This is a genomic window from Pseudomonas sp. I2 (assembly GCF_040984075.1).
In the GTDB taxonomy this organism is placed as follows: domain Bacteria; phylum Pseudomonadota; class Gammaproteobacteria; order Pseudomonadales; family Pseudomonadaceae; genus Aquipseudomonas; species Aquipseudomonas guariconensis_B.
On the sequence record NZ_JBCGFQ010000001.1, the window covers coordinates 1 to 20,007 of the forward strand.

Here is a 20,007-nt window from a genome sequence, read left to right on the forward strand (position 1 = left end):
CCCCCACCCCAACCCTGCTCACCCAGCGCCTGCAAAGCATCGACGCCCTGCGCGGCCTGGTCATCCTGTTCATGCTGCTGGACCACGTGCGCGAAACCTTCTTCCTGCATCGCCAAGTCAGCGATCCGATGGCCATCGACGCCACCGAGCCGGCCCTGTTCGCCAGCCGTACCCTGGCCCACCTGTGTGCGCCGGTGTTCGTGCTGTTGACCGGCCTCAGTGCCTGGCTCTACGGCGAGAAGCACCAGGGCCGTGGCGACGTCTCGGCGTTCCTGTTCAAGCGTGGCCTGTTCCTCGTGGCGCTGGAATTCACCTTGGTCAACTTCGCCTGGACCTTCCAACTGCCGCCAAGCGTGATCTACCTGCAGGTGATCTGGGCCATCGGCCTGAGCATGATCGCCCTGTCGCTGCTGGTCTGGCTGCCGCGCGCGGCGTTGATCGCCATCGGCGCGCTCATCGTCGCCGGGCACAACCTGCTCGATGGGCTGCACTTCGCCGAAGGGTCGATGATGCACGTGCCCTGGGCCATCCTGCATGACCGTGGCTGGCTGGCGTTCTCCGAAACCCTTCGCCTGCGCACTTCCTACCCGGTGCTGCCGTGGATCGGCGTGATCGCCCTGGGCTATGGCCTGGGCCCGTGGTTCGCACGCGGCAGCGATGCCGGCACGCGCCAGCACCGCCTGCTGCTGGCCGGCGCCCTCGCCCTGCTCGGTTTCATCGCGCTGCGCCTGCTCAACGGCTACGGCGAAGCGCCCTGGAGCGGCTACCCGACCCTGGTGCAGACCCTGATGAGCTTCTTCAACATCACCAAGTACCCACCGTCGCTGCTGTTCCTGGCCCTGACCCTGGGCTTCGGGCTGCTCCTGCTGCGCGGTTTCGAGCGCGCAGGCCAGGCGCGCTGGATCGGTGTGCTGGCGGTGTTCGGTGCTGCGCCGATGTTCTTCTACCTGCTGCACCTGTATGTGCTGAAGCTCCTGTACCTGGCCTGCGTCGCCCTGTTCGGCCTGAACCAGGGCGACTACTTCGGCTTCGACGGCATCGGTGCGGTATGGCTTACCGCGATCCTGCTGGCCGTGGCACTGTACCTGCCAGTGCGCGGGTTCGCGCGCCTGAAATCCCGTCGCCGCGACATCGCCTGGCTCAAGTACTTCTGAATGCCCGACGCCTCGATCCACCTGTTTTCGCAGCGCTCCATGCCGCGACGCACCGTCCCTGCGCTTCTGGCCAGCGCCCTGTGTGCGCCGCTGGCCTTGGCCGACTCCGCCCAATACCAATCCAAAGGCTTTGTCGAAGACAGCAGCTGGCACCTGCTCAACCGCAGCGTGTTCGACCAGCGCGACTATCGCCATGGCGCACGCAACAGCAGCGCACGCAACGCCTACAAGCCTCGCGCCGAACGCAACGGCAAGGCCGAGGAATGGGCCTACGGCCTGATGGGCACCTTTCAATCTGGCTTCACCCAAGGCTTGGTCGGAGTCGGCGTCGATGCCCACGCCTACTTCGGCGTGCAACTCGACAGCGGTGGCGGCCGCGCCGGCAAGGCCCGGCTGCTGGGCGTGGACAACCAAGGTCACCCCAAGAACGAATACAGCCGCGGTGGCGCAGCGGTGAAGCTGCGCGTAGCCAACACCGTGCTGGCCTATGGCGAGCAACGGGTGAAGACCCCGGTGTTCAGTTCCTCCGACAGCCGCCTGCTGCCCGAGACCGCCACCGGTTTCTTCCTCAGCAGCAACGACATCGACACGCTCAAGCTGGTGGCCGGACACTTCAACGAAAGCACCGACCGCCATGCGTCGAGCCACGACCAAGGCTTCGTGGTGAACTACTCCAATGCCCGCCAGGGCGACAGCGTCGACCTCGCAGGCGCGGTGTGGAACCCTGACGCCGCATTCAGTGCCAGCCTCTACACCTCGCGCTACGCAGACACCTGGAACCAGCACTACCTCGGCAGCACCCTCAGCCATGCCCTGGATGACCGACGCAGCCTGAGCCTGGACCTGAACCTGTACCGCACCACCGACACCGGCAAGGCCCTCTCCGGGCGCATCGACAACACCACCTGGAGCCTGGTCTCGCGCTACCGCCAAGGGCCGCATACCTTCAGCCTCGGTTGGCAGCAGGTGGATGGCGATACCCCGTTCGACTACGTAACCCGTGGTGCGATCTTCATCGGCAACGCCGTGCAGCTGTCCGATTTCAACGCCCCCAATGAAAAGTCCTGGCAGGCGCGGTACGACCTGGACATGGGCGCCTACGGAATACCAGGGCTGAACCTGAGCGCCCTGTACGTGCGTGGCTTCGACATCGACGGCAGCCATGCCGACCCCAACGGAGGCTACGCCTACCTGGGCTACGGCAAGGGCGGCAAGCACTGGGAGCGCGACCTGGAGGCGCGATACGTGGTACAGGGCGGCAAGGCCAAGGGCACGGCGTTCTCGTTGCGGCACAACGTGCACCGGGGCAACACCGCGCAGGCGGAGTTGGATGCCGACCAGATTCGCCTGGCCGTCGAGTATCCACTGACAGGTGGATTCTGACAGCAGGCCGCAAGGCCCATCGCCTGAACGAGCCGCCCGATTGATGGTATGGTGCCAGGCGGTCCCCTCCCACCACGCGCCCAAGGCCACCCGATGCCACGCCTTCGCACACTGCTGCCCTTGCTCTTGCTCGGCGTTCTCGCCGCCTGCGACCAGAAGCCCACCCGTGAAGAGCAGATCCTGGCCAACCTGCCCTTGCAGGAGGCCTACGATCACAATATCGACAGGATGGCCACGTTGCTGACCAAGACCCACCCGCAACTCTCCAAGGAGGCCATCGAGGGCGTGCTGCGCAAGCACCTGACGGTGCAGGACCAGCGCCAGGACCTGTTCAAGCTCTACAGCGAGAAGCACTTCGACGATGCCGAGTTCGACACCATCGTCGCAGCGACCCACGACCCCGTGAAGGCCAGGGCGCTGAACGAAACCGAGGAAGGCCAGCGGCTCAGCGAGAAACTGACCCGCCTGATGCGTGAAAGCGCCAACGATGAAAAGGCCCAGGCACGGGCCCAGGAACGCATGCAGCAGATAGAGGAAGACCTGGCCGGGCTGGAGACAACCGACGACTGATACGACACTGCGCGCAGCCCTGCGCTGTACCGATAGCCGCCATCCCTCATAACAGGTAAGGTTATCCCCTTCCCCCATCGATGAGGTCAGGATTGCCACACGCCAAGAAAGGCCTGCGCCTGGATCTGCGCACGCTGATCCTCGTTCTCTGCGCACTCACCGCCGTGGTGATGCTGCTGACCAGCTACTTCGCCAGCTACCGGGTACAACGCCAGTTACTGATCGACCACGCCCTGGAGGCCAACCGTGTCTATGCGGCGAAACTGGCGTCGATCACCGAGACCTTCCTCGGCAGCACGCTGCAGCAGTTGGCCGTCAGCGCCCAGCTGCAAGGGCAGCGACTGGATGAACCCATGGCGCTGCAGGCAGAAACCGAACGCCTGATGCAGCAGGGCAATGTCTTCAACTCGGTATTCGTGGTCGATGCCCAGGGTGTGCTGCGGGCGATCTCGCCAGCACCGCTGCGCAAGATGCTCGGCACCCGCCTGCAGACGCCTGGCGCACTGGAGGCGCTGCGGGAGCGACAGACGCTGGTGTCCATGCCCTTCCTCTCGGTGGCCGACAACCTGGTGGTGGCCTTGTCGCAGCCGATCTTCGACAGCCACGGCAAGTACCTGGGCTATGTGGGCGGCAGCCTGTACCTGCGTGAACAGAACATCTTCAACAGCCTGCTCGGCGAACACTTCTACAAGGACGGCTCCTACCTCTATGTGGTCGATCGCAACCGGCGCCTGCTCTATCACCCAAACGCCCAGCGCGTCGGTACGCTGGTCAAGGGCAACATCCTGGTCGACCAGCTCGCCACCCTAAACAGTGGCACCCAGCAGGTGGTCAACAGCGATGGCGTGGAAATGCTCGCAGGCTTCGCCACGGTGCCAAGCACCGGTTGGGGCGTGGTGGCCCAACAGCCCCTGGCACAGACCGTGGTCCCGCTGCGCCAGCTGATCCTCGATGTCATCGACATTTCCGTGCCGCTCGCCCTGGCCGGCAGCCTGGCCCTGTGGTGGCTGGCCCTGGCCATCACCCGCCCGCTCTGGCAACTGGCCGCCGGCGCACGGGCACTGGACAGGGTCGGAACCGCGGCGCACCTGCACCAGGTCAGGGCCTGGTATTTCGAGGCCGCCGAACTCAAGCGCGCCTTGCTGTTCGGCCTGAACCTGCTGCAAGAGCGCATAGGCAGGCTGCGCCAGGACGCCCAGACCGACCCGCTCACAGGGCTGGGCAACCGCCGCAGCCTGGAGCTCAGCCTGGCACAGTTGGAGGCCGAAGGGCGCGACTTCTGCGCAGTGGTGCTGGATGTCGATCATTTCAAGCGCATCAACGATGGCCACGGCCACGATATCGGCGACCAGGTATTGCGCCGCTTGGCGGAGCTGATGCGCGGCTGTTGCCGGGAGGGCGACGTCCTGTGCCGCACCGGTGGCGAGGAGTTCCTCATGCTGCTGCCGGGGGCCAGCCTGGAGGTCGCCACCAGCGTGGCGCAGCGCCTGCGCCTGTGCGTGCAGGACACGCCCATCGAGCCGGTGGGTGCGGTGACCGTTTCCCTGGGCATCGCCCATTGGCAAGCGACGGGCACGGATACGCCGGCCGATACGCTCAGCCGGGCGGACCGGGCGCTGTATGCGGCCAAGCAGGATGGACGCAACCGAGTGAAGGTCGCGCCTGGCGAGGCGTAGAGGCCGGTGTGACGCGCGGTAGATGTAACAAGTCTTGTCTTAATACTGTCATCTTTGCTTCATAGAATTGTCCCTGTTCTGACATTTTCCATTCAGGGATGAACTGTCCATGCGTCGTGTCGTATTCAATCAGAAAGGTGGCGTCGGCAAGTCCAGCATCGCCTGCAACCTCGCCGCCGCCAGCGCCGCCGAAGGTTACCGGACACTGCTGGTCGACCTCGATCCCCAGGCCAACGCCACCTACTACCTCACGGGGCTTGCCGGCGACGCGATCCCCTCGGGCATCGCCGACTTCTTCCGCCAGACCCTCTGCGCCACGGCGGCCGGCAAGAAGAACCGCGTGGCGATCACCGAGACCCGCTACGACAACCTGCACCTGATCACCGCCAGCCCGGACCTGACCGACCTGCAGACACGCCTGCAGAGCAAGTTCAAGATCAACAAGCTGCGCAAGCTGCTGGTGGCGCTCGCCGAGGACTACGAGCGGATCTACATCGATACCCCGCCGGCGTTGAATTTCTACACCTTCAGCGCCCTGGTGGCGGCCGAACGCCTGTTGATCCCGTTCGATTGCGACCGTTTTTCGTACCAGGCGCTGCGCAGCGTCATGGCTGAGGTGGAGGAGCTGCGCCAGGACCACAATACGGCGCTCCAGGTCGAGGGCGTGGTGGTCAACCAGTTCGCCGGACGCACCGCCCTGCACCAGACCCTGGTCGATCAGTTGCGCGCCGAAGGCTTGCCGGTGCTGCCGGTGTACCTGGGCAGCTCGATCAAGATGCGAGAGTCCCACGAGGCCGCGATACCGTTGGTGCACCTGGCACCGCGGCACATGCTGTCGCTGGCGTTCGCCGACTTGCTGGATGTGCTGGAGCGGGCGGCCTGATACGTCAGCGGAGCATCAGTCAAGGCTTTGCAGACGATGGCGTGCGACGCGAACAGGTCATCGCGGAGGCCCAAACCGAGCCGGCGCGGCGTTCGGCCTGAAGCAGGGCCGGCTTTACGGCCGCCCCCAACCGGCATTGCGACAATCCACCACACCGGCCCTCTATCCCGGCGATCCATCCGAATGATAGATTCGCCGCCATGAAAACCTCCCGCCGGACACGCTCGCTGACCGCCTGGACGCTCTACGCCAGCGTCCTGTTCAGCCTATTGCTGTGCGGCCTGCACCACGGCCAGATGAACGGCCTGCGCCTGGCCGGGCTGGAAGGTGGTTTCTGCTCGGTGTCCAGCGACCATGGCCCGGCCATCGACCTGGCCGGTGCTGGCGGCGATGCGCACATGGCCCAGCTCGACTGCCCGGTGTGCTCGTCCTTCGCCCTGGCTGTCCCGCTGTCCACTGCCGGCTGGTCCTTCGCCGCGCGCCAGGGCAACGCCCCCTCACCCATCGTCGTACGCAGTTGGGCGCAGCCGCCGCCGCGCGACCTGCGCCCGGCCCTCAATCCTCGCGCCTCCCCCGCCGTCCTTCCCGCAGCAGCAACCTACGCCTGACCTTGGCCGGGCGCACTGGCGTGCGCGGCCGGTCAGCCATCACCTTTGCGTGGAAGACACAACAACATGATTCGCAACACCTCCCTGGTGCTCCTGTTGGGCACCTGCACCTCTGCCTGGGCGGCCCCTGCGCCCATCGAACTGACCGTCACCACCGTCGATGGCGAACGCGAAGCCCCCTCGGGCGTGCAACTGGACGAACCGATCCGCACCGGCTCGCGGCTTGGCCTGACGGCACGGCAGACACCCGCCTCGGTGAGCGTCTCGGACCGCAACGTGATCGAGGCGCGCGGCGCCAAGGACACCCAGGACGTGATCAATGCCATGACCGGAGTGAACGCCTCGGCCAACCCAGGCTATGGCGGCTTCGTGTCCTACCGGGGCTTCACCCAGAACCAGGTCACCCAGCTGTTCAACGGCATCAACCTTGGCTACAGCAGCGCCACCCGCCCGCTGGACGCCTGGGTGATCGACCGCGTCGAGCTGATCGGCGGGCCGTCGTCGTTCCTGCATGGCGCCGGCGCCGTGGGCGGCTCGATCAACTACATCAGCAAGCTGGCCAGCCGCGACGCACAGACCTTCGACGGCCGGCTGCGCTACGGCAGCTACGATGATTCCGAGATCGCCTTCGGCATCAACCAGGCCCTGGCCGACAACCCCGCCGATGCCCGGCATTTCGCCCGCCTGGACTTCAGCCACGGGCATGGCAACGGCTATGTCGACCGCAACGAACGCTGGACCGACAGCCTGGCCTTCTCCGTGCTCAGCGACCTGTCGCCCAACCTCACCCATACCCTGGCGCTGGAGTACCAGGAGGACAAGGAAGACAGCCCCTACTGGGGCTCGCCGATCCTGCCGGGCCGTAGCACCATGAAGATCGACAAGAGCCGCCGCTTCGAGAACTACAACGTCGGCGACGGCCGCTACGAACAGCGGGTGCGCTGGTTGCGCTCGATCCTCGATTACCAGCTCGGCGACAGCACCAGCGTGCAGAACACCCTGTACCACTACAACGCCGAGCGCGACTATCGCAACCTCGAAAGCTACCGCTACGACAACGACGGCAAGGTCGTGCGCGCCAGCCCCTACCTGCAGCGCCACCAGCAGAACGTGCTGGGCGACCGGGTAGAGCTGCGCCACGACAACCAGGTGCTGGGCCTGGCCAGCCAGTGGTCGCTGGGCCTGGATTACTCGCGCATGCGCCAGACCCTGTACCCGACCTCCGGCAGCTGGAGCGACGTGGTCGACCCGGAGCATTTCGACCCGGGCAGCTTCGATGACATCCCCGGGGTGAACGCGGGCCTCACCAAGCAACGCCGCCACGAGGTGACCAACCGTGCCCTGTTCGCCGAGAACCGCTTGCAGCTGACCGAACGCCTGGCCCTGCTCACCGGCCTGCGCTACGACTACCTGGACATGGAGGTGACCAACTATGGCACGGTCACGCCCACCAGCCCGGCGCTCTTCGAACGGCGCTGGGAGCCGCTGAGCGGCCGTGTGGGGCTGACCTACGAGCTGACACCTTCGGCCAGCGTCTACCTGCAGTACAGCACCTCCGCCGACCTGCCTGCCGGCTCGCTGGCCTCGGCGACCTACTCCAACGTGGGCCTGTTCGACCTGTCCAAGGGCGAGCAGTGGGAGGCCGGCAGCAAGTTCGACTTCCTCGACGGGCGTGGCGCGGCGACCGTGGCGGTGTACCAGATCGTGCGCAAGGATTTCGCCGTGCGCGATTCCCGCGATCCCAACCTGACCGTCCAGGCCGGCCAGCAGACCTCTCGCGGCATCGAGCTGTCCGCGCGCCTGCAGGTCACGCCGCAACTGCTGGCCGAGGCCAACTATGCCTATGTCGACGCGCAGTACGACGAATTCAACGAGGCAGTCAATGGCGTGTCGGTGTCGCGCAAGGGCAATGCCCCGGTGAACGTGCCGGCCAACGTCGGCAACCTGTGGCTGACCTACAGCTTCGGCCCGGCCTGGGCGGTGGGGATGGATGCGCGCTATGTCGACTCGGTGTACGCCGATAATGCCAACACCCTCAAGGCACCGGCCTACACCCTGCTGGGCGCCTTCGCCCGCTACCGGTTGGACGAACACACCGCGCTCACCGCACGGGTGCGCAACCTGACCGATGAGCTGTATGCCAAGCAGGCCTATGGCGGGCAGTACTACATGGGCGCGCCGCGGACGTTCGAGGTGGCCATGGACCTGCGCTTCTGAGGGGCCAGGCGAGGGCTGGCTGAGGCCCCTGCCTTGGGGCCGCTTCGCGCCACGGAAGACCGGTACGGCGGTCGAAACAGGCATCCCGATGTCGCCCATGAAGAAGCACCCGCCCCCCGCTGCCGGTCTACTGGGCCAGACAACAACGATGGCGCGGCCTGACCGCGCCACTTCCGTCCAGGCTGCCTACCCAGACCGGAGAGCATCCGCATGCCCGCACCCCATGAGGTATCCCCCGCCACCCTGCGCCGGGTGATCGCCGCCTCGGCCATCGGCAACTTCGTCGAATGGTTCGACTTCGCCGTCTATGGTTTCCTCGCCACCCTGATCGCCAGCCAATTCTTCGCCAGCGGCGATGCCAGTGTCGCCCTGCTCAAGACCTTCGCCGTGTTCGCCGTGGCCTTCGCCCTGCGTCCGCTGGGTGGCATCGTCTTCGGCGCGCTGGGCGACCGCCTGGGGCGCAAGCGCATCCTGTCGCTGACGATCCTGCTGATGGCTGGCTCCACCACCCTGATCGGCCTGCTGCCGACCTACGCCAGCATCGGCCTGGCCGCCCCGGCGCTGCTGACCCTGGCCCGCTGCCTGCAAGGCTTTTCCGCCGGCGGCGAATACGCCGGCGCCTGTGCCTACCTGATGGAACATGCCCCCAACGACAAGCGCGCCTTCTATGGCAGCTTCGTCCCTGTCTCGACCTTCTCCGCCTTCGCCTGCGCGGCCGTGATCGCCTACGCCCTGGAAGCCAGCCTGTCGCCCGAGGCGATGAACGCCTGGGGTTGGCGCATTCCCTTCCTGGTGGCCGCGCCCCTGGGGCTGGTCGGCCTCTACCTGCGTTGGCGCATGGAGGAAACGCCGGCGTTCCGCGAAGCCATGGCGCAGGGCAAGCAGGGTAAAGAGCACGCCCATTCGCCGCTCAAGGAAACCCTGCGCCACCATGGCCGGGCGATCCGCAACCTCGGAGCGTTCATCTCGCTGACGGCGCTGTCGTTCTACATGTTCACCACCTACTTCTCCACCTACCTGCAGATGGTCGGCAACCTGACCCGCGCCCAGTCGCTGCTGGTGTCCACCGTGGCCCTGCTGTTCGCTGCCGTCGGCTGCCCGCTGGCCGGGGCCTTTTCCGACCGGGTCGGCCGGCGCCGGACCATCGGCTTCACCTGCCTGTGGGTGATGGTGGCGGTGTTCCCGGCCTACTGGCTGGCCAGTTCCGGGTCGCTGTCCGGGGCGCTGCTGGGGGTGATCCTGCTGGCGATCGGCGCCCTGCTCAGCGGTGTGGTCACCGCCGCGCTGCTCTCGGAGAGCTTCCCGACCCGCACCCGCTACACCGCCTCGGCAATCACCTACAACGTGGCCTACACCCTGTTCGGCGGCACCGCACCGCTGGTGGCCACCTGGCTGATCAGCCAGACCGGCAGCAGCCTGGCGCCGGCGTTCTACCTGGTGGTCATCGCCCTGGTAGCGCTGGTGGGAGGGCTGGCCCTGCCGGAAACCTCGCGGATCTCGCTGCATGACGAAAGCTGCGGCAGCCAGCAGCCCCAGGCGGTCAAGGAGCTCGGTTAGGCGCTGTACCCGGCGTGCTCTTCGCGGCGGGGTTGGTTCAGGCAACCCCGCTGCGTTCGATAATCGCCCACTTTCATTCGCCAACGGTGCCCTTCAATTGACGAAACTAACCAGGTAGTACAATTATCAGGCATCCAACAACAACAAAGCGATGCCCGCCATGACACCCTTGATCCTCGTGCTCAACGGCCCCAACCTGAACCTGCTCGGCACCCGCGAGCCGGCCAACTACGGCCATGAAACCCTTGCCGACCTGGCCCACGGCTGCGCCGACAGCGCGCACGCGCTGGGCCTGCAGATCGAGTTCCGCCAGACCAACCACGAAGGCGAGCTGATCGACTGGATCCACGCTGCCCGCGGCCGTTGTGCCGGAATCCTGATCAACCCCGGTGCCTGGACCCACACCTCGGTGGCGATCCGTGACGCCCTGGTGGCCAGCGAACTGCCGGTGATCGAGGTGCATCTGTCCAATGTGCACAAACGCGAGCCGTTCCGGCACATCTCGTTCGTGTCGTCGATCGCCATCGGGGTCATCTGCGGCCTGGGTAGCCACGGCTACCGCCTGGCTCTGGCACACTTCGCCCGGTTGCTCGGGGAGCAGGCCGCATGAACCGCCCGAGCATCCTCGCCGGGCTGATCGGCCGCGGCATCCAGGCCTCACGCACCCCGGCGCTGCACGAACGCGAAGGCGATGCCCAGGCCCTGCGCTACCTCTACCGGCTGATCGATGCCGACCAACTGGGCCTGGACGACAGCGCCCTGCCCGGCCTGCTCGAGGCCGCCCAGCACACCGGCTTCACCGGGCTGAACATCACCTACCCCTTCAAGCAGGCGATCCTGCCGCTGCTCGACGAACTGTCGGAGGAGGCCCGCGGCATCGGTGCGGTGAATACCGTGGTGCTCAAGGATGGCAAGCGGGTCGGCCACAATACCGATTGCCTGGGCTTCGCCGAAGGCTTCCGGCGTGGCCTGGCGGACGTGGCGCGACACCAGGTGGTACAGATGGGCGCCGGTGGCGCGGGCTCGGCGGTGGCCCATGCCTTGCTCGGCGAAGGGGTTCGGCGGCTGGTGCTGTTCGATGTGGACAGCGCCCGTGCCCAGGCGCTGGTGGACAATCTCCAAGCCCGCTTCGGCAACGATCGCGCCGTGCTGGGCACGGACCTGGCCGATGCACTGGCGACCGCCGACGGCCTGGTCAACACCACGCCGGTGGGCATGGCCAAGCTGCCTGGCACACCGGTGCCAGTAGAGCTGCTGCACGCCCGGCTATGGGTGGCGGAAATCATCTACTTCCCCCTGGAGACCGAACTGCTGCGCCATGCCCGGGCCCTGGGCTGCCGCACGCTGGACGGCGGGAGCATGGCGGTGTTCCAGGCGGTGAAGGCGTTCGAGCTGTTCAGCGGGCGGGTGGCGGATGCCGGTCGGATGCAGGCGCACTTCGCCAGTTTCCTGTGAAAGCGGGGGCGCTTCGCGCCCCAGCATCAGAACAAGCCTCAACCCGGCCCCTGCAAGGGGCATCATTCGTGGCCGACTCGGTCCGAAGGGCTGGGTAATCGCTCATCCAACAACACCTGGATCACCTTCTCCTGCCCGCCATAGTCACCCTCCCCGAAATGCACATGGCGCACCTGCCCCTGGCGATCGACGAAGTAATGGGCCGGCCAGGCCTGGTTACCCCAGGCGTTCCAGACCCGGTAGTCGTTGTCCACCGCCACCGGATAGCCGATGCCGAGCCTGGCCACCTGTCGGCGCAACTGGCCGATGTCGTGCTCGTAGTCGTACTCCGGCGTGTGCACACCGACCACCACCAGCCCCTGGTCGGCATAGCGCCGTGCCCAGTCGTCGACATGCGGCAGGCTGCGCTGGCAGTTGATGCAGTCCCAGGTCCAGAAGTCCACCAGCACCACCTTGCCCTTGAGCGCCTCGGTGTCCAGCGGCGGCGAGTTGAGCCAGGCGCTGGCGCCAGACAGCGACGGCATGGCGCCGTAGCTGTCGCGGGCCAACAACTGGCCGGCCAGGCCCAGCCCCGTCAGCGCCAGCAGCACGCCACCGGCCTTCAGCAACAAGCGTCGATCAGCTTTCATGGCAACCGCCAGTGGCGTAGGTGCGGTACTCCACGCTCTGGTGCCGGCCCTGGGAGTCCAGGTAGTCCATGCGGGTGTTGACCACCCCGCAGGCATTGCTCGGGTCGTCCATCACCGACAGGACTTTTTGTACGTCCAGCCGGTCGCCATAGCGGTACTGCATCACCCGGCTGTCTTCCGTCGGGCTGGTCGCAGCCTGGGCGGCGATGACACCGAGGCCGAGCACGGCGAACAGGCTGGCGCTGGCGAAGGTCTTGAAGTTCATGGCATCTCTCCTGTGCAAGGTTTGCAGGTGGGGAGTGGAATCTCCCCGGTCGAGAGCCATTTCACGCTCGCCAGGTATCGCGGATGTGTCCAAGCAGCGGGCGACGTGCTTCTTCCTGTATCCCTGGCGGCGCGGGATACACTGCAATACAAAACCCCGCAGGCAAGCGCCCCCGCCCCCGGTACACTGCGCCCATCCCACCCAGACAGGAACCCTCCGATGGAACACGTCGATCACATCCTGATCGTCGACGACGACCGGGAAATCCGCGAGTTGGTCGGCAACTACCTGAAGAAGAACGGCCTGCGCACCAGCATCGTCGCCGATGGCCGGCAGATGCGTACGTTCCTCGAGGCCAACAGCGTCGACCTGATCGTCCTCGACATCATGATGCCCGGCGACGACGGCCTGCTGCTGTGCCGCGAACTGCGCGCCGGCAAGCATCGCAATACGCCGGTGCTGATGCTCACCGCCCGCAACGACGAAACCGACCGCATCATCGGCCTGGAGATGGGCGCCGACGACTACCTGACCAAGCCGTTCTCCGCCCGCGAGCTGCTGGCGCGGATCAACGCCGTGCTGCGCCGCACGCGGATGCTGCCGCCCAACCTGACCATCAGCGAAAGCAGCCGACTGATCGGCTTCGGCCACTGGCGCCTGGACACCACCGCCCGCCACCTGCTCGACACCCAAGGCACGCTGGTAGCCCTGAGCGGCGCCGAATACCGCCTGTTGCGGGTGTTTCTCGACCATCCGCAGCGGGTACTCAGCCGCGAGCAACTGCTCAACCTGACCCAGGGCCGCGAGGCGGACATCTTCGACCGCTCCATCGACCTGCTGGTCAGCCGCCTGCGCCAGCGCCTGGGCGACGATGCCCGCGAGCCGACCTGCATCAAGACCGTGCGCAGCGAGGGCTACGTGTTCTCCCTACCGGTGCAGTTGCTCGAGTCGCCGTCATGAGGTGGCCACGTACCCTGGCCTCGCGCCTGGCCCTGATCTTCCTCACCGGGCTGGTACTGGCCTACGGGCTGTCGTTCAGCCTGCAGTTCTACGAGCGCTACATCAGCAGCCGCTCGATGATGCTGAGCAACCTGGAACTGGACGTGGCCACCTCGGTGGCCATCCTCGACCGCTTGCCGGCTGCCGAGCGCGCCACCTGGCTGCCGCGCCTGGCGCGCCACAGCTACCGCTACCGGCTGGACCAGGGCGAAGCCGGCCAAGCCATGCCCAGCGAGGCGCCCCCCATGGCTGCCGAGTCGATCGTCAAGGCGATCGGCCAGGACTATGCCCTGACCTTCCAGGAGATTCCCGGCCCGCATGCGCATTTCCAGGTACACCTGCGCCTGGCCGACGGCGCGCCGCTGACCATCGACGTCACCCCGGCGGGCGTGCCATTGGCGTCGTGGTTGCCGGTGGTGCTGCTGGTTCAACTGGTGCTGCTGTTGCTCTGCACCTGGCTAGCGGTACGCCTGGCGATCCGCCCGCTGACCCGCCTGGCCAGGGCGGTGGACGACCTCGACCCGGACCGGCCAGGCCCACAGCTGGACGAAAGCGGCCCTCGCGAGGTGCGCTACGCCGCCGTGGCCTTCAATGCCCTGCAGGCGCGTATCAGCGCCTACCTCAAGGAGCGCATGCAACTGCTGGCGGCCATCTCCCACGACCTGCAGACGCCGATCACGCGGATGAAGCTGCGGGTCGAGGTGATGGACGACGGCCTGGAGAAGGACAAGCTGTGGAGCGACCTGACGGCCATGGAGCATCTGGTGCGCGAAGGCGTGGCCTATGCCCGCAGCATGGACAGCAGTACCGAGGCGCCCTGCCGGGTCAACCTCGATGCCTTGCTCGACAGCCTGGTGTTCGACTACCAGGACAGCGGCGCGCAGGTCGAGCGCCTCGGCAGTACCGATGTCACCCTGCATACCCGCCCCCATGCCTTGCGCAGGGTGCTGGTGAACCTGGTGGACAATGCCCTGAAGTTCGCCGGGGCGGCGCAGCTGGAGGTCAGCCATCGAGATGGTGTCACGCGGATATGCGTACTCGACGACGGACCCGGTATTCCCGCCGACGAGCTGGACGAGGTGCTCAAGCCGTTCTACCGGGTCGAGGGTTCGCGCAACCGCAGTACCGGCGGTACCGGCCTGGGGCTGGCCATCGCCCAGCAACTGACCCAGGCCATGGGCGGGCAACTGACCCTGAGCAACCGGGCAGGTGGCGGGCTCTGTGCCCAGGTCGAGTTGAGGTGAAAGCGACCTTCCCCTTCGCGAGCAAAGCCACCGCTACAGCACCTGGGGCTGCTTTGCAGCCCCAATGCACGGCCACCTAGGCACCAACCTCTACACAACGATACACAACCCCCAGCCCACCGACACACTGCGGATACCCCGCCCCCGCACACTCCCGGACACATCAAGGCGACAGCCCCCGCCGTCGCCGGACACCCTGGGAGCCTCACGCATGAAACCTTCCGCCCTACCCTCCGGTTGGAGGCTGTTCGCCGCCCTGGCCGGCCTAACCCTGCTGATGACCGCCGTGGTACTGGCCGCCCACCCACTGGGCTCGGACGGCCTGCGCAGCGCCATCCGCGCCACGGCGCGCAGCTCCTTCGCGCTGTTCCTGCTGGCCTTCCTCGCCTCGTCGCTGGTCACCCTGCTGCCCGGGACCAGCAGCCGACGCCTGCTGCGTGAGCGGCGCTACCTGGGGCTGGCCTTCGCCTTCTCGCACAGCGTGCACGCCGTACTCATCTACCTCTATGCCCGGCAGTACCCCGAACTGTTCTGGGCAGGTCGCACGGTCACCTCCAGCCTGCCGGGCACGGTCGGCTACCTGTTCCTCCTGCTGCTGACCCTGACCTCGTTCAGGGCCCCCATACGCCTGCTCGGCGCCGGCCCGTGGAAGGCCCTGCACAGCACCGGCAGCTGGGCCCTGGCGGCAGTGTTCTGCCTGTCGTTCTACAAGCGCATCCCCATGGGCGGCGGGTACCCGCTGGCCTTCGCCCTGATGTTCGCCGCCATCGCCCTCAAGTTCACCGCCAAGCTGGCCCAGCGCAAGCGTCGCGCTGTAGCCGTCCCTTCCTGCTGATTGCGAGATGCCCACCATGACCACCCTGACCCGCACCTTCGCCACCCTCGAGCGTTTCGGCCAATGGAGCGCCGACCTGCCGCTACGGCTGTTCCTGGCCTGGGAGTTCTTCGAATCCGGCTGGGAAAAATTCAACGGCAGCAACTGGTTCGCCGACCTGCAAGCGAGCTTTCCCTTCCCCTTCGACCTGTTGCCGCCAGACCTGAACTGGCAACTGTCGTTGTGGGCCGAGCTGCTCTGCCCGCTGCTGCTGTTGCTCGGCCTGGGCACCCGCCTGGCCTCGGCGGTACTGATGGTGGTGACCCTGGTGGCGATCGCCGCCGTGCACTGGCCGGCACACTGGTCGAGCCTGGCAGAGCTGGCGCAAGGCTATGCGATCACCGACCAGGGCCACGGCAACTTCAAGCTGCCGCTGATCTACCTGGTGGCCTTGCTGCCGCTGCTGCTCAAGGGTGCCGGTCGCCTGAGCCTGGACCACTGGCTGTGGGCCAGGCGCCGGGGCGCAGCGCTGTAGCGCTGCTCTTCCCGGGCATGGCTGCACCCGCTCAGCGGTGCATTCCGGCGCCTGCCATACAGGTGTACTATCAGGCCGCCACGGCCCACGACAACAAACACCTCGAGGCTCGATTTTCTCTGCCCTGACGAACGATACCTCAGCCTGCACAGGAAGATCGGACATGCTCCAGCCCTCCCCAACCGCCCCCAGGACCTACGGTTTCCTGGTGCTGCCCAACTTCACTACCATCGGCCTGGCCTCGGCGGTGGAGACCCTGCGCATGGCCAACCTGGCCGCCCGGCGCACCCTGTTTCGCAGTGTGCTCATCGCCGCCACCCCCGACCCGGTCACCGCCAGCAACGGCATGCGCATCCTGCCCGACCACGGCATCGCCGATGCCCCGGCGCTCGACGCCCTGTTCGTGGTGGGCGCCAACCCGATCAGCTACGACCGCAGCACCCGGCCACTGATCGACTGGCTGCGCCAACTGGCGCGCCAGCGCGTGCCGCTGGGCGGCATCTGCACCGGCAGCCATCTGCTGGCGCGGGCCGACCTGCTCAAGGGCTACCGTTGCACCATCCATTGGGAAGACATCGAGGCGCTGAAGGAGCGCTTTCCCGGCATCATCATCTCCAACCAGCTGTTCGAGCTGGACCGCGACCGCTACACCTGCTCCGGTGGCGTGGCCGCCATGGACATGATGCTGCAGTTGGTGGCGCGCCAAGATGACGGCCTGGCCATCGCCGCCAAGGCCGCCGAACTGCTGCTGTGCGATCGTGTACGTGGCGAGCGCGAGCGCCAGCGGGTACCCCTGCGTACCCTCCTGGGTACGGCCCAGCCCAAGCTCAGCCAGGTGGTGGCGATCATGGAGGCCAACCTGGAGGAGCCGCTGGGCCTGGAGGAGCTGGCCAGCCTCAACGACGTGACCGTGCGCCAGTTGGAGCGGCTGTTCCACAAGTACCTGCAGCGCACGCCCAGCCAGTACTACCTGGAGCTGCGCCTGTCACGGGCCCGGGAGCTGCTGCTGCGCAGCGATGCGCAGGTTCGCGAGATCGCCCTGGCCTGCGGCTTCACCTCGCCTGCGCATTTCTCCAAGAGCTACAGCCGCTTCTTCGGCCTGTCGCCGCTGGGTGAGCGGCGGCAGGCTTCGTTGCATTGAAGGGTATGAGGCTTGCCCTTCATCCCCAGGTTTCAGTCCTTCAACGCCCGGTGCGCCGTCTCCCGACAGGCCAGCATCGCCACCAGGGCCACCGCGGCCGCCGCCAGCAGGTACCCGGCCGGCGCCAGCTTGTTGCCCGTGAGCTGGATCAGCCAGGTAGCGATGAACGGCGCGGTCCCCCCGAACAACGCATTGGCGATGTTGAAGCTCAGGGCGAAGCCACTGAAGCGCACCCGGGTCGGGAAGATCTCGGCCAGCAGGCACGGCAAGGTGCCGTCGTTCATCGCCAGCATCGCGCCGAAGAGGATCTGGATCGCCAGGATCACCAACAGCGGCTGGTGGTCGAGCAGGCTGAACAGCGGCACGGTCAGGCCCAGGAACAGCAGCGAGGCGACCACCAGCATGGCCTTGCGGCCAAAGTGGTCGGACAGCCGGCCCATGAGGAAGATCAGGCCGATGTAGGTGGCCAGCGACACCGTCGAGGCGATGAACGAATCCCGCTCGCTCATGCCCATCTCGTTGGACAGGTAGGTGGGCATGTAGCTCAGCAGCAGGTAGAAGGCCACCGCGTTCAGGCAGGTCACGCCGATGCCGATGAGCACGGCACGCCAGTGCTGGGTCAGCAGTTCGCGGATCGGTGATGGCGTCGCGCAGGCCTTGCTTTCCAGACGCTGCTCCATCTCCAGGAACTTCGGCGTGTCCTGCAGGCTCATGCGGATGTAGCGGCCCACCAGGCCGAATGGCGCGGCCAGCAGGAATGGCAGGCGCCAGCCCCAGCTGTGCAGGTCCTCGGTGCTGAGCAGCGCGTGCAGGGTGGCAACGAAGGCCGCGCCGAACAGCAGGCCGGCCGCCGTGCTGGCGGGCACGATGCTGGTATAGAAACCTCGCCGGCCGGGCGGTGCGTACTCGGCGAGGAAGGCCGCGGCACCGGCGTACTCGCCCGAGGCGGAGAAGCCCTGCACCAGGCGGATCAGCAACAGCAGGCACGGTGCCCACAAGCCGATCTGCGCATGCCCCGGCAGGATACCGATACAGAAGGTCGACACCGACATGATCAGGATCGACCAGGACAATGCGTTGCGCCGACCATGCCGGTCGCCGAAATGCCCCCATACGACACCGCCCAGGGGGCGCACGATGAACGACAGGGCGAATACCGCGAAGGTGGCCAGCAGGCCGGTGGTCTTGTCCGCCTCGGGGAAGAAGGTGACGGCGATGATGGTGGCCAGGTAACCGTAGGCGGCGTAGTCGAACCACTCGACGAAGTTACCCATGAAGCTGGCCCGCGCGGCCTTGCGCAAGGCCTGGCGTTCGGCATCACGGGCCTGGACGCCGAGATCTGGTGTGCTCATGGTGGTAGTGCCAGGGAGACTCATCGCGCACCTCCGCGGACGGCGTGCGAAATACGGCTCGAGACACAGCAATCGTGACGCTGGGACATGACGGGTACCCTCTGTTCTTGTAGTTGGTGGCAGGGTCTAACGGTCACACTGGAGGTGTTTTTTCTTGGAAGAACGCGGCCCACCTCCTGGCCGCAAGCGCCGCTGGCGCCAGTACCGCGCCCTTGGCGGGCCGGTCGGCAACCGACCGGCCCGCCAAGGGGCAACGCGATCACTTGCGGATGATGTTGTGCTCCGGGCCGTAGGGGAACTGGGTGATGTTCTCGGCGCCGCTCTCGTTGACGATCAGGATGTCGTGCTCACGATAGCCACCCGCGCCCGGCCGCCCCTCTGGCAGCATGATCATCGGCTCGATCGACACCACCATGCCCGGTTCCAGCACCGTATCGATGTCCTCGCGCAGCTCCAGGCCTGCCTCGCGGCCGTAGTAGTGGCTAAGGGTGCCGAAGGAGTGGCCGTAGCCGAAGGTGCGGTACTGCAGCAGGTCGTGGCGCAGGAAGATCTCGTTCAGCTCACGGGCGATGTCGCAGCAACGCATGCCGGGCTTGACCAGTTTCAGGCCCGCCTCGTGAACCTCGACATTGGCCTGCCACAGGCGCAGGTGCTCATCCGGGCAGTAGTCGAGGAACAGCGTGCGCTCCAGGGCGGTGTAGTAGCCAGCGATCATCGGGAAACAGTTGAGGCTGAGGATATCGCCCTTGTTCACCCGGCGGCTGGTGACCGGGTTGTGCGCGCCATCGGTGTTGATCCCGGACTGGAACCAGGTCCAGGTATCCATCAGTTCGGCCTCGGGGAAGCTGCGGGCGATCTCGCGGACCATCGCCTGGGTGGCGTGCAGCGCCACTTCGTACTCGGGCACCTGGTCGCGCAGCGCCTCCACCACCGCCGCACCACCGATGTCGGCGATGCGTGCGCCATGACGGATCAGCGCCTGCTCCTCGCGCGACTTGATCATGCGCATGCGCATGCAGGGTGCAGCGATGTCCACCAGTTCGGCCTTGGGATAGCAGGCGGCGAGCTTGCCGTGGTTCTGCAGGTTGAGATGGTCGAACTCCACGCCGATGCGCGAGGCCAGCGGCAGGGCCTGCTGGATGGCGACGAAGAAGTTGTCGCGCTGCCAGTCGGTGTAGACGATGTTGTCGGTGCCGACCGTGCGCCGCCAGGGCTGGCCGCCGTCGATGTTGGCACTGATCGACACCACCTTGTCCTGGGTCACCACCAGCGCGTAGGGCCGACCGAAGGAACAGTAGAGGAAGTCGCTGTAGTAGTTGACGTTGTGGTACGAGGTGAAGATCGCCGCCTCGATGTCCTGCTCGGCCATGTAGGCACGCAGCCTGGCCTGGCGGGCGGCATATTCCTGCTCGGAAAAGGTCGGCTGGACCTTCTGGCCATTGCGGATGTTCAGGGTCTTGGGCATTTGCATGGTCGGGTATTCCTTGTCGTTGTGAGCACGCTGTTTCAGGCCGGTCGCCTGAGA

19 protein-coding genes are annotated in these 20,007 nt (G+C 66.4%); 15 read left to right on the forward strand and 4 right to left on the reverse strand.

What is annotated here, in order from left to right; genetic code table 11:
* The 10 genes from WCE05_RS00005 to WCE05_RS00050 all read left to right on the forward strand — a co-directional run.
* On the forward strand, positions 1–1,154 hold a 1,154-nt coding region (locus WCE05_RS00005; RefSeq protein ID WP_368815220.1), incomplete at its 5' end, for a DUF1624 domain-containing protein.
* A 39-nt stretch (positions 1,155–1,193) separates the two neighbouring features.
* The gene (locus WCE05_RS00010; protein ID WP_368815318.1) at positions 1,194–2,537 is read left to right on the forward strand and encodes an OprD family porin; all 1,344 of its coding nucleotides are present in this window, start codon (positions 1,194–1,196) and stop codon (positions 2,535–2,537) included.
* Between the two features lie 93 nt (positions 2,538–2,630).
* Entirely contained in the window at positions 2,631–3,107 is a 477-nt protein-coding gene (locus WCE05_RS00015) for a hypothetical protein (protein WP_368815221.1), read from the forward strand.
* Positions 3,108–3,199: 92 nt separating this feature from the next.
* Entirely contained in the window at positions 3,200–4,783 is a 1,584-nt protein-coding gene (locus WCE05_RS00020; protein ID WP_368815222.1) for a diguanylate cyclase, read from the forward strand.
* 109 nt (positions 4,784–4,892) lie between these two features.
* Positions 4,893–5,666 (forward strand): ParA family protein, encoded by a 774-nt coding sequence (locus tag WCE05_RS00025; RefSeq protein WP_225789665.1) that lies wholly within the window; start codon positions 4,893–4,895, stop codon positions 5,664–5,666.
* Positions 5,667–5,866: 200 nt separating this feature from the next.
* Positions 5,867–6,274: a DUF2946 family protein gene (locus WCE05_RS00030; RefSeq protein ID WP_225789676.1), complete on the forward strand. Its 408-nt coding sequence runs from the start codon at positions 5,867–5,869 to the stop codon at positions 6,272–6,274.
* Between the two features lie 66 nt (positions 6,275–6,340).
* On the forward strand, positions 6,341–8,491 hold the full coding sequence (locus WCE05_RS00035) for a TonB-dependent receptor (protein WP_368815223.1): 2,151 nt from the start codon (positions 6,341–6,343) through the stop codon (positions 8,489–8,491).
* A gap of 210 nt (positions 8,492–8,701) precedes the next feature.
* A complete protein-coding gene (locus WCE05_RS00040) occupies positions 8,702–10,048 on the forward strand; it encodes an MFS transporter (RefSeq protein WP_253080325.1) in 1,347 nt (448 codons plus the stop codon).
* 160 nt (positions 10,049–10,208) lie between these two features.
* The gene (gene aroQ / locus WCE05_RS00045; RefSeq protein WP_225789679.1) at positions 10,209–10,658 is read left to right on the forward strand and encodes a type II 3-dehydroquinate dehydratase; all 450 of its coding nucleotides are present in this window, start codon (positions 10,209–10,211) and stop codon (positions 10,656–10,658) included.
* Positions 10,655–11,503, forward strand: coding sequence for a shikimate dehydrogenase (locus WCE05_RS00050; protein ID WP_253080326.1), 849 nt, complete (start codon positions 10,655–10,657; stop codon positions 11,501–11,503). Before aroQ ends, WCE05_RS00050 begins: the two co-directional genes overlap by 4 nt.
* Positions 11,504–11,565: 62 nt before the next feature.
* On the opposite strand, the gene WCE05_RS00055 is transcribed toward WCE05_RS00050, so the two are convergent.
* Both WCE05_RS00055 and WCE05_RS00060 read right to left on the reverse strand, forming a co-directional pair.
* Positions 11,566–12,132: a thioredoxin family protein gene (locus WCE05_RS00055; RefSeq protein ID WP_368815226.1), complete on the reverse strand. Its 567-nt coding sequence runs from the start codon at positions 12,130–12,132 to the stop codon at positions 11,566–11,568.
* Complete coding sequence (locus WCE05_RS00060) at positions 12,122–12,397, reverse strand: DUF2790 domain-containing protein (protein ID WP_368815227.1); 276 nt, start codon at positions 12,395–12,397, stop codon at positions 12,122–12,124. Before WCE05_RS00060 ends, WCE05_RS00055 begins: the two co-directional genes overlap by 11 nt.
* Positions 12,398–12,616: 219 nt before the next feature.
* Here WCE05_RS00060 and WCE05_RS00065 point away from each other — a divergent pair, with 219 nt between their 5' ends.
* From WCE05_RS00065 to WCE05_RS00085, 5 genes are all read left to right on the forward strand, one after another.
* Positions 12,617–13,357, forward strand: coding sequence for a response regulator (locus WCE05_RS00065; protein ID WP_225789683.1), 741 nt, complete (start codon positions 12,617–12,619; stop codon positions 13,355–13,357).
* Positions 13,354–14,640, forward strand: a complete 1,287-nt coding sequence (locus WCE05_RS00070; protein WP_225789684.1) for a HAMP domain-containing sensor histidine kinase — start codon at positions 13,354–13,356, stop codon at positions 14,638–14,640. Before WCE05_RS00065 ends, WCE05_RS00070 begins: the two co-directional genes overlap by 4 nt.
* Before the next feature lie 211 nt (positions 14,641–14,851).
* Positions 14,852–15,475 (forward strand): ferric reductase-like transmembrane domain-containing protein, encoded by a 624-nt coding sequence (locus WCE05_RS00075; RefSeq protein ID WP_368815228.1) that lies wholly within the window; start codon positions 14,852–14,854, stop codon positions 15,473–15,475.
* A gap of 16 nt (positions 15,476–15,491) precedes the next feature.
* Positions 15,492–15,989: a DoxX family protein gene (locus WCE05_RS00080; RefSeq protein WP_225789686.1), complete on the forward strand. Its 498-nt coding sequence runs from the start codon at positions 15,492–15,494 to the stop codon at positions 15,987–15,989.
* A 163-nt stretch (positions 15,990–16,152) separates the two neighbouring features.
* Positions 16,153–17,130: a GlxA family transcriptional regulator gene (locus WCE05_RS00085; RefSeq protein ID WP_368815230.1), complete on the forward strand. Its 978-nt coding sequence runs from the start codon at positions 16,153–16,155 to the stop codon at positions 17,128–17,130.
* Between the two features lie 32 nt (positions 17,131–17,162).
* Here WCE05_RS00085 and WCE05_RS00090 read toward each other — a convergent pair whose 3' ends face one another.
* Both WCE05_RS00090 and WCE05_RS00095 read right to left on the reverse strand, forming a co-directional pair.
* Positions 17,163–18,482 carry an MFS transporter gene (locus tag WCE05_RS00090; protein WP_225789688.1) on the reverse strand — a complete coding sequence of 440 codons (1,320 nt, stop codon included), beginning with the start codon at positions 18,480–18,482 and terminating at the stop codon, positions 17,163–17,165.
* Between the two features lie 259 nt (positions 18,483–18,741).
* A complete protein-coding gene (locus WCE05_RS00095; protein WP_368815231.1) occupies positions 18,742–19,953 on the reverse strand; it encodes a M24 family metallopeptidase in 1,212 nt (403 codons plus the stop codon).
* Positions 19,954–20,007 lie beyond the last annotated feature (54 nt).

Excerpts from the sequence above, each read along its gene's own strand:
- WCE05_RS00060 (WP_368815227.1), bottom strand. The coding sequence starts at position 12,397 with ATGAACTTCAAGACCTTCGCCAGCGCCAGCCTGTTCGCCGTGCTCGGC.
- WCE05_RS00055 (WP_368815226.1), bottom strand. The coding sequence starts at position 12,132 with ATGAAAGCTGATCGACGCTTGTTGCTGAAGGCCGGTGGCGTGCTGCTG.
- WCE05_RS00090 (WP_225789688.1), bottom strand. The coding sequence starts at position 18,482 with ATGAGCACACCAGATCTCGGCGTCCAGGCCCGTGATGCCGAACGCCAG.
- WCE05_RS00085 (WP_368815230.1), top strand. The coding sequence starts at position 16,153 with ATGCTCCAGCCCTCCCCAACCGCCCCCAGGACCTACGGTTTCCTGGTG.
- WCE05_RS00010 (WP_368815318.1), top strand. The coding sequence starts at position 1,194 with ATGCCGCGACGCACCGTCCCTGCGCTTCTGGCCAGCGCCCTGTGTGCG.
- WCE05_RS00040 (WP_253080325.1), top strand. The coding sequence starts at position 8,702 with ATGCCCGCACCCCATGAGGTATCCCCCGCCACCCTGCGCCGGGTGATC.
- WCE05_RS00015 (WP_368815221.1), top strand. The coding sequence starts at position 2,631 with ATGCCACGCCTTCGCACACTGCTGCCCTTGCTCTTGCTCGGCGTTCTC.
- WCE05_RS00025 (WP_225789665.1), top strand. The coding sequence starts at position 4,893 with ATGCGTCGTGTCGTATTCAATCAGAAAGGTGGCGTCGGCAAGTCCAGC.
- WCE05_RS00095 (WP_368815231.1), bottom strand. The coding sequence starts at position 19,953 with ATGCAAATGCCCAAGACCCTGAACATCCGCAATGGCCAGAAGGTCCAG.
- WCE05_RS00080 (WP_225789686.1), top strand. The coding sequence starts at position 15,492 with ATGACCACCCTGACCCGCACCTTCGCCACCCTCGAGCGTTTCGGCCAA.
- WCE05_RS00030 (WP_225789676.1), top strand. The coding sequence starts at position 5,867 with ATGAAAACCTCCCGCCGGACACGCTCGCTGACCGCCTGGACGCTCTAC.
- WCE05_RS00070 (WP_225789684.1), top strand. The coding sequence starts at position 13,354 with ATGAGGTGGCCACGTACCCTGGCCTCGCGCCTGGCCCTGATCTTCCTC.
- WCE05_RS00065 (WP_225789683.1), top strand. The coding sequence starts at position 12,617 with ATGGAACACGTCGATCACATCCTGATCGTCGACGACGACCGGGAAATC.
- WCE05_RS00035 (WP_368815223.1), top strand. The coding sequence starts at position 6,341 with ATGATTCGCAACACCTCCCTGGTGCTCCTGTTGGGCACCTGCACCTCT.
- aroQ (WP_225789679.1), top strand. The coding sequence starts at position 10,209 with ATGACACCCTTGATCCTCGTGCTCAACGGCCCCAACCTGAACCTGCTC.
- WCE05_RS00050 (WP_253080326.1), top strand. The coding sequence starts at position 10,655 with ATGAACCGCCCGAGCATCCTCGCCGGGCTGATCGGCCGCGGCATCCAG.
- WCE05_RS00075 (WP_368815228.1), top strand. The coding sequence starts at position 14,852 with ATGAAACCTTCCGCCCTACCCTCCGGTTGGAGGCTGTTCGCCGCCCTG.